Origin of the sequence: Streptomyces actuosus (assembly GCF_016921115.1) — a bacterium.
Classification (GTDB): domain Bacteria; phylum Actinomycetota; class Actinomycetes; order Streptomycetales; family Streptomycetaceae; genus Streptomyces; species Streptomyces actuosus_A.
In genome coordinates this window covers 242798-249495 of the sequence record NZ_JAFFZS010000009.1, presented here as the reverse complement: position 1 = coordinate 249495, position 6698 = coordinate 242798, and the positions used below count along the sequence as shown (strand labels likewise).

Here is a 6698-nt window from a genome sequence, read left to right as displayed (position 1 = left end):
ACAGGAACCCGTAGCCGGGATGGATGGCGTCCGCGCCGGACTCGCGGGCGGCCTTGAGTACTTTCTCGATGTCCAGGTAGCTGGTGGCCGGGGTGTCACCGCCCAGAGCGAACGCCTCATCCGCGGCGCGGACATGCAGAGCGTCCCGGTCCGGGTCGGCGTAGACGGCCACGCTCGCGATCCCGGCGTCCCGGCAGGCCCGGGCCACGCGGACAGCGATTTCGCCACGGTTGGCGATGAGCACCTTGCGCACGATTGAGGCTCCCTCCTTGAAACAAGCCGAGTTTAGGGACTGCCGACACGGCACTTCGACCCGTCCCCAATGGTGAGCTTGCCCACACGGAGCGTGATGCGAGGCGCGCTCGACCCGCGAAAGCCCTTGTCGCACCTCGGTACGCAGGACTCCTTCGGGAAACCCTAGCCCGCTCGTGTGGTCAAGGTCTCTGTGAGAGCGTGCTGCGGGCCACTCGGTTTCTTTGTGGAGTCCCTACGAATGGCCCAATGATTCTTTGCCCGTGGCACAGCTCTTGTCCCCCGGTTTACCCGTTAGTAGCGTTCGCGATGTCTCGAACGTACTTGGGGTAACAACGGCCCGGACGGGGTCGCGGTCGAAAGCGGGTGGAGAGCGTGGTGCGCAGACCGGTGGCGTGGGTCGTGGCGGTGCTGCTCTTCGCCGAGGCACTCGGCATCGCCGCCGTCAACTGGTTCCTCGGGGTCCTCGCCGACCGGCAGCACATGTCTCTCGGCGGGCTCGACCCCGACGTGATGGCCACGTCCTCGAAGATCGGCGGCGTGGTCTTCGGCCTCTACTTCGCCCTGTGCGGCCTGGTGGCCCTGCTCGTCGCCGTCCGCGACCGCGCCCCCGCGGGCCTCGGCCGCATCCTCCTGATCAGCGCGGCGGTGGTGCACGGCCTGCTGGGTGCCTTCGCCTGGGGGCTGCTGGGCTGGACCGAGTTCCTGTTCATGGTGGCCGTCCTGGCCCTCATCGTCCTGCTGCTCATGACGTACGACGCCCAGCAGGATCCCGGCGTCACCGCCGAGCCGCCCGCGACCTCCGGGACACCCGGGAGCGGAGCGCCGGCGCAGGACGACGGCCGAGCCCCTCGGAGCGGCGACGACGGCCTCCCGCGGGACGGCGGCGGTGCGGCCCTCCCGAAGGGCGGCGAGCCCGCGGAGCCGGGCGTGGAGGGGCACACGGGGGCGGGCGCCGAGCATGCGGGGAGCGGGCCGGATGCCCGGAGCGCGGAGACGGAGCCCGGCGCCGACCCCGTGCCGGTCAGGACGGCGGGCGACCGCTGATGCGGTGACACCACCACGCCCGGCCGAACTCGGCCGCACTCGGGCGACCCCGGGCGGCACCCGAGCCCGGCCCCCGAAGGGGCCGTGCGGGGCTGGGCGGGAGCGGCGGTCTCGGCGGTCTGCTGCCGTGGTCGGGGGCGGCCGGTCCGGCGTTCGCCGGGGTGGTGCGGGTGTCTTCCTGCCGTGTCCGTCGGGCTCCGCCCGACGGACCGCCGTCCTGCTGTGGCCAGGTCCCGTCGGCCGGTGTGCTTCGGCTGTGCCCCGTCGGGTCCGGTCCGGGGCTGACGGGACAGCCTCCCGCCCGGCTTCCGCCGGGCCGGCCCACCGACGTCCTCCGTCAGACTTCGTCCGCCGGAGTCCACAACTCCGTGATGACCACGCCCAGTTCGGCCAGCAGCCGGCGGACCAGCGGCAGGCTCAGGCCGATCACGTTGCCGTGGTCGCCGTCGATGCCGTCGATGAACGGGGCCGAACGGCCGTCCAGGGTGAAGGCGCCGGCGACGTAGAGGGGCTCGCCCGTGGCGACGTACGCGGCGATCTCCTCGTCGGAGGGCTCGCCGAAGCGGACGACGGTGGAGGCGGTGCCGGAGGCATACCGTCCGCTGAGGGTGTCGTAGACGCAGTGACCGGTCTGGAGGGTGCCTGCCCGGCCGCGCATCGCCTTCCAGCGGGCGGTGGCCTCCTCGGCGTCGGCCGGCTTGCCCAGGGCCTCGCCGTCCAGGTCGAGCACCGAGTCGCAGCCGATCACGATGGCACCCTTGACCTCGGGCTTCGCGGCCACGACGGACGCCTTCGCCTCGGCGAGGGCGAGGGCCAGCTCGGCCGGGGTGGGGGCGGTGACGGCGTCCTCGTCCACCCCGCTGACGATCACCTCGGGGGCGAAGCCGGCCTGACGCAGGAGTCCGAGCCGGGCGGGGGACCGGGAGGCGAGCACGAGTCGACGGCGCGGCTGATCTGTCATGCGGTCAGGGTAGCCGGGGCCCCTGCCGGACTCACTGTCCGCGAGGAGCGGGGGCGCCCGGCGCGGCGGCCGGGCAGGCGCGCGCTCAGCGCACTCCGAGCACGATCATCGCGAGCACCATGGCCACCGCCATGAGAAGACCGAGCCGCCGCAACATCGCCTGCGTGTCGCGCATTTCCTCGGGCGGCTCGTTCTCGGGGTCGGACCACAGCATGCGTCCAGCGTGCGCCGGACGGCGGCCGGGCGCCTGAGTACGCGTACTCAAACGGCGCCCGGCCCGGGCCGGTACCGAAGTCCTACCGGCCCGGCCAGTAGGTGCGGGCCCAGGTCGCCTGCCCCGGCTGGGGCAGGCGCCGGGCGGCGATGCGGGAGGGGTCCGACCAGGAGTCCTGCGGACCGGGCGCGCCGGGTGGTGCGGCAGCAGCCACCGCGGCGCGGGCCCGGACCACCGCCAGGGCGGCGGCGAGCTCCTCCGGTGTCGGGTTTCCCCGTACGACCTTGATGTTCATGACGGCTTCCTAGCGATCGGCCGGCCCTTGAAGGGGCTCAGAGCGGGATGTTGCCGTGCTTCTTCGGAGGCAGGGATTCCCGCTTCGTGCGCAGTTGACGCAGACCGCGGACGATGTGGGCGCGGGTGTCCGACGGCATGACCACCGCGTCGATGTACCCGCGGTCGGCCGCCACGTAGGGATTGAGGAGGGCGTCCTCGTACTCCCGGATGAGCCGCGCCCGGACCGCCGCCACGTCCTCGCCGCTCGCCTCCGCCTCCGCGAGGGTGCGGCGGTGCAGGATGTTGACCGCGCCCTGGGCGCCCATGACGGCGATCTGGGCGGTGGGCCAGGCGAGGTTGAGGTCGGCGCCGAGGTGCTTGGAGCCCATGACGTCGTAGGCACCGCCGAAGGCCTTGCGGGTGATGACGGTGATCAGCGGGACCGTCGCCTCGGCGTACGCGTAGATCAGCTTGGCACCGCGGCGGATGATGCCGGTGTGCTCCTGGTCGACGCCGGGCAGGAAGCCGGGCACGTCCACGAAGGTCAGCACGGGGACGTTGAAGGCGTCGCAGGTCCGCACGAACCGGGCGGCCTTCTCGGACGCGTCGATGTCCAGGCAGCCCGCGAACTGCATCGGCTGGTTGGCGACGATGCCGACGGGGCGGCCCTCCACACGGCCGAAGCCGGTGAGGATGTTCGGGGCGAACAGCGGCTGGGTCTCGAAGAACTCGGCGTCGTCCAGGACGTGCTCGATCACCGTGTGCATGTCGTACGGCTGGTTCGCGCTGTCCGGGACGAGGGCGTCCAGCTCGCGGTCCTCGTCGGTGAGGGCGAGGTCCGCCTCGTCGGGGAAGGCCGGAGGCTCGGAGAGGTTGTTGGACGGCAGGTAGCTCAGCAGCTGCTTGACGTACTCGATGGCGTCCTTCTCGTCGCCGGCCATGTGATGGGCGACGCCGGAGGCGGTGTTGTGGGTGCGGGCGCCGCCGAGTTCCTCGAAGCCGACGTCCTCGCCGGTCACCGTCTTGATGACGTCGGGGCCGGTGATGAACATGTGCGAGGTCTGGTCGACCATGACGGTGAAGTCGGTGATCGCCGGGGAGTAGACCGCACCGCCGGCGCAGGGGCCGACCACCAGGCTGATCTGCGGGATCACACCCGAGGCGTGGGTGTTGCGGCGGAAGATCTCGCCGTAGGCACCCAGGGAGGCCACGCCCTCCTGGATGCGGGCGCCGCCGGAGTCGTTGATGCCGATGACGGGGCAGCCGGTCTTCAGCGCGAAGTCCATGACCTTGACGATCTTCTGGCCGTAGACCTCGCCCAGCGCGCCACCGAACACGGTGAAGTCCTGCGAGAACACCGCGACCGGGCGGCCGTCGACGGTGCCGTACCCGGTGACGACGCCGTCGCCGTAGGGCCGGTTGTTCTCCAGGCCGAAGTTGGTGGAGCGGTGCCGGGCGAACTCGTCCAGCTCGACGAAGGAATCCTCGTCCATCAGCAGCTCGATGCGCTCACGCGCCGTCAGCTTGCCCTTGGCGTGCTGCTTTTCCACAGCGCGGGCGGAGCCGGCGTGCGTCGCCTCCTCGATGCGGCGCTGGAGATCCGCGAGCTTGCCCGCGGTGGTGTGGATGTCGATCTCTTCCGGCTCGGACATCGGGATGCGGCTCCCTGCCTGCTCAAAAGGGGGGACGGTTACTCATCCGTAGCGTAGTGCTGCCTCCCCGTGTCGGCAGTGCGGCGTTTACCACACCTAGGGTGGCTTGCATGACGCCGCAAGATGCATCAGGAGACAGCCGCTGGTCGGATCTGGACCGACCGCCCCTCAACGCCGGCGCACTGCGCCGCGCGCTGGTACGGGAGGGAAGCCTGTGGTCGGAGGTGGACGTGGTGCAGCACACCGGGTCGACCAACTCCGACCTGGTGGCCCGCGCCGCGCGCGGCGAGGCGGACCAGGGCGCGGTCCTCGTCGCCGAGGAGCAGTCCGCCGGGCGGGGCCGCTTGGACCGCCGGTGGACGGCGCCGCCCCGCTCGGGCCTGTTCTTCTCCGTCCTGCTGCGGCCCGTGGAGGTCCCGGTGCCGCGGTGGGGCTGGCTGCCGCTGCTGACCGGTGTCGCCGTGGCGACCGGCCTGTCCCGCGCGGCGGGCGTGGACACGGCCCTGAAGTGGCCGAACGACCTGCTGGTCACCGTGGGCGGCGAGGAGCGCAAGGCCGGCGGCATCCTGGCCGAGCGCGCGGGGGACGACGGGGTCGTCATCGGCGTCGGCGTCAACGTCACCCTCAAGGAGGACGAGCTTCCCGTGCCCGCGGCCGGCTCCCTCGCCCTCGCCGGAGCGCTGAGCACCGACCGTGACCCGCTGCTGCGGGCCGTGCTGCGGTCCCTGGAGGACTGGTACGGCCGCTGGCGCGCGGCCGGCGGCGACCCGGCGGCGTCCGGCCTGCAGGAGACGTATGCGGCGGGTTGCGCCACGCTGGGTCGTGTGGTGCGCGCCGAGTTGCCCGGCGACCGGTCGCTCGTGGGGGAGGCCGTCGCGGTGGACGGCGACGGCAGGCTCGTCATCGCCACCGGCCAGGGTGTGCAGGAGCCGGTCGGGGCGGGGGACATCGTGCACGTGCGGCCCGCCTGAGCCCGCCGGCCCGGCAGGAAGCGTCACCCGCCCGGCGGGGCACGTCACCCGCCCGGCCGGTCCCGCATCCCCGTACCCCGCGGACGACGGAGAACCCGCGCGGCGTGGCACCACCTGACAGAGTGAGCTGGCGCACACCTGCCGTACAGTTGAGGCCGGTCGATACCTGACCGCGATAGATCGGAAGGGCAGCAGGCGTGACCGTCGACGACACGGGGGAACCCCACGCCACGGACCCCGGCGAGGATCCGCTCGCCCTGCGCCTGGAGCAGCTCATCCTCGGCGCCGAGCGGCGCTACACGCCCTTTCAGGCGGCGCGCAGCGCGGGCGTCTCCATGGAACTGGCGTCCCGCTTCTGGCGGGCGATGGGCTTCGCGGACATCGGCCAGGCGAAGGCGCTGACGGAGGCCGACGTCCTCGCCCTGCGGCGGCTGGCCGGTCTGGTCGAGGCGGGCCTGCTCAGCGAGGCGATGGCGGTGCAGGTGGCCCGGTCCACCGGGCAGACCACCGCTCGTCTGGCGGAATGGCAGATCGATTCCTTCCTGGAGGGGCTGACCGAGCCGCCGGAGCCGGGCATGACCCGCACCGAGGTGACGTATCCGATCGTCGAGCTGCTTCTGCCCGAGCTGCAGGAGTTCCTCGTGTACGTCTGGCGCCGCCAGCTCGCCGCCTCGGCCGGGCGCGTGGTGCAGGCCGCCGACGACGAGGAGATGGTCGACCGCCGCCTGGCCGTCGCCTTCGCCGACCTCGTCGGCTTCACCCGGCTGACCCGCCGGATGGAGGAGGAGGAACTGGGCGAACTCGTCGAGGCCTTCGAGACGACCGCCGCCGACCTCGTCGCGGCCCGCGGCGGACGGCTCATCAAGACGCTCGGTGACGAGGTGCTCTACGCCGCCGACGACGCGGGCACGGCCGCGGAGATCGCCCTGCGGCTCATCGAGACCATGGGGCACGACGAGACGATGCCGGAGCTGCGCGTCGGCATGGCGTTCGGCACGGTGACGACCCGCATGGGCGACGTGTTCGGCACCACCGTGAACCTGGCCTCCCGGCTGACCTCGATAGCTCCCCGGGACGCCGTCCTGGTCGACAGCGCCTTCGCCGAGGAGCTGATCCGCACCGGCGACGCCCCCGCGTCGGAGGCGGAGGCCGCCGAGGCGGCGGTGGCGGCGGAGAAGGAGGGCGAGGAGCCGCCCGCCTACCGCTTCGCGCTCCGGCCGATGTGGCAGCGCCCGGTACGCGGACTGGGTGTGGTGGAGCCGTGGCTGCTGAGCCGACGCGAGAACCCTTTGGAGTGAGTAGCACCCGAGCGCCGGAACACCGGA

General features: G+C 72.3%; 7 protein-coding genes and 1 pseudogene. 3 read left to right on the top strand and 5 right to left on the bottom strand.

Features of this window, described 5'->3' with window-relative positions; genetic code table 11:
• Positions 1 to 253: biotin carboxylase N-terminal domain-containing protein (locus JS756_RS14915; protein ID WP_307790650.1), on the bottom strand; the 253-nt coding region annotated here is incomplete at its 3' end.
• Between the two features lie 374 nt (positions 254 to 627).
• On the opposite strand from JS756_RS14915, the pseudogene JS756_RS14910 reads away from it, so the two are divergent.
• A pseudogene (locus tag JS756_RS14910) lies at positions 628 to 1071 on the top strand (hypothetical protein); the annotation flags it as partial.
• A gap of 565 nt (positions 1072 to 1636) precedes the next feature.
• Here the strand turns inward: JS756_RS14910 and JS756_RS14905 are convergent.
• From JS756_RS14905 to JS756_RS14895, 4 genes are all read right to left on the bottom strand, one after another.
• A complete protein-coding gene (locus JS756_RS14905; protein WP_205383574.1) occupies positions 1637 to 2260 on the bottom strand; it encodes a Maf family protein in 624 nt (207 codons plus the stop codon).
• An 85-nt stretch (positions 2261 to 2345) separates the two neighbouring features.
• Positions 2346 to 2474 (bottom strand): morphogenic membrane protein MmpB, encoded by a 129-nt coding sequence (gene mmpB, locus JS756_RS37560; RefSeq protein WP_275892686.1) that lies wholly within the window; start codon positions 2472 to 2474, stop codon positions 2346 to 2348.
• Positions 2475 to 2556: 82 nt separating this feature from the next.
• Positions 2557 to 2769 carry an acyl-CoA carboxylase epsilon subunit gene (locus tag JS756_RS14900; RefSeq protein ID WP_205383573.1) on the bottom strand — a complete coding sequence of 71 codons (213 nt, stop codon included), beginning with the start codon at positions 2767 to 2769 and terminating at the stop codon, positions 2557 to 2559.
• Positions 2770 to 2806: 37 nt separating this feature from the next.
• Complete coding sequence (locus tag JS756_RS14895; protein WP_205383572.1) at positions 2807 to 4402, bottom strand: acyl-CoA carboxylase subunit beta; 1596 nt, start codon at positions 4400 to 4402, stop codon at positions 2807 to 2809.
• Between the two features lie 110 nt (positions 4403 to 4512).
• Between JS756_RS14895 and JS756_RS14890 the strand changes: the two genes are divergently transcribed.
• Positions 4513 to 5373: a biotin--[acetyl-CoA-carboxylase] ligase gene (locus JS756_RS14890; protein ID WP_205383571.1), complete on the top strand. Its 861-nt coding sequence runs from the start codon at positions 4513 to 4515 to the stop codon at positions 5371 to 5373.
• 197 nt (positions 5374 to 5570) lie between these two features.
• Positions 5571 to 6671, top strand: coding sequence for an adenylate/guanylate cyclase domain-containing protein (locus JS756_RS14885; RefSeq protein ID WP_205383570.1), 1101 nt, complete (start codon positions 5571 to 5573; stop codon positions 6669 to 6671).
• The last annotated feature ends 27 nt before the right edge of the window (positions 6672 to 6698 follow it).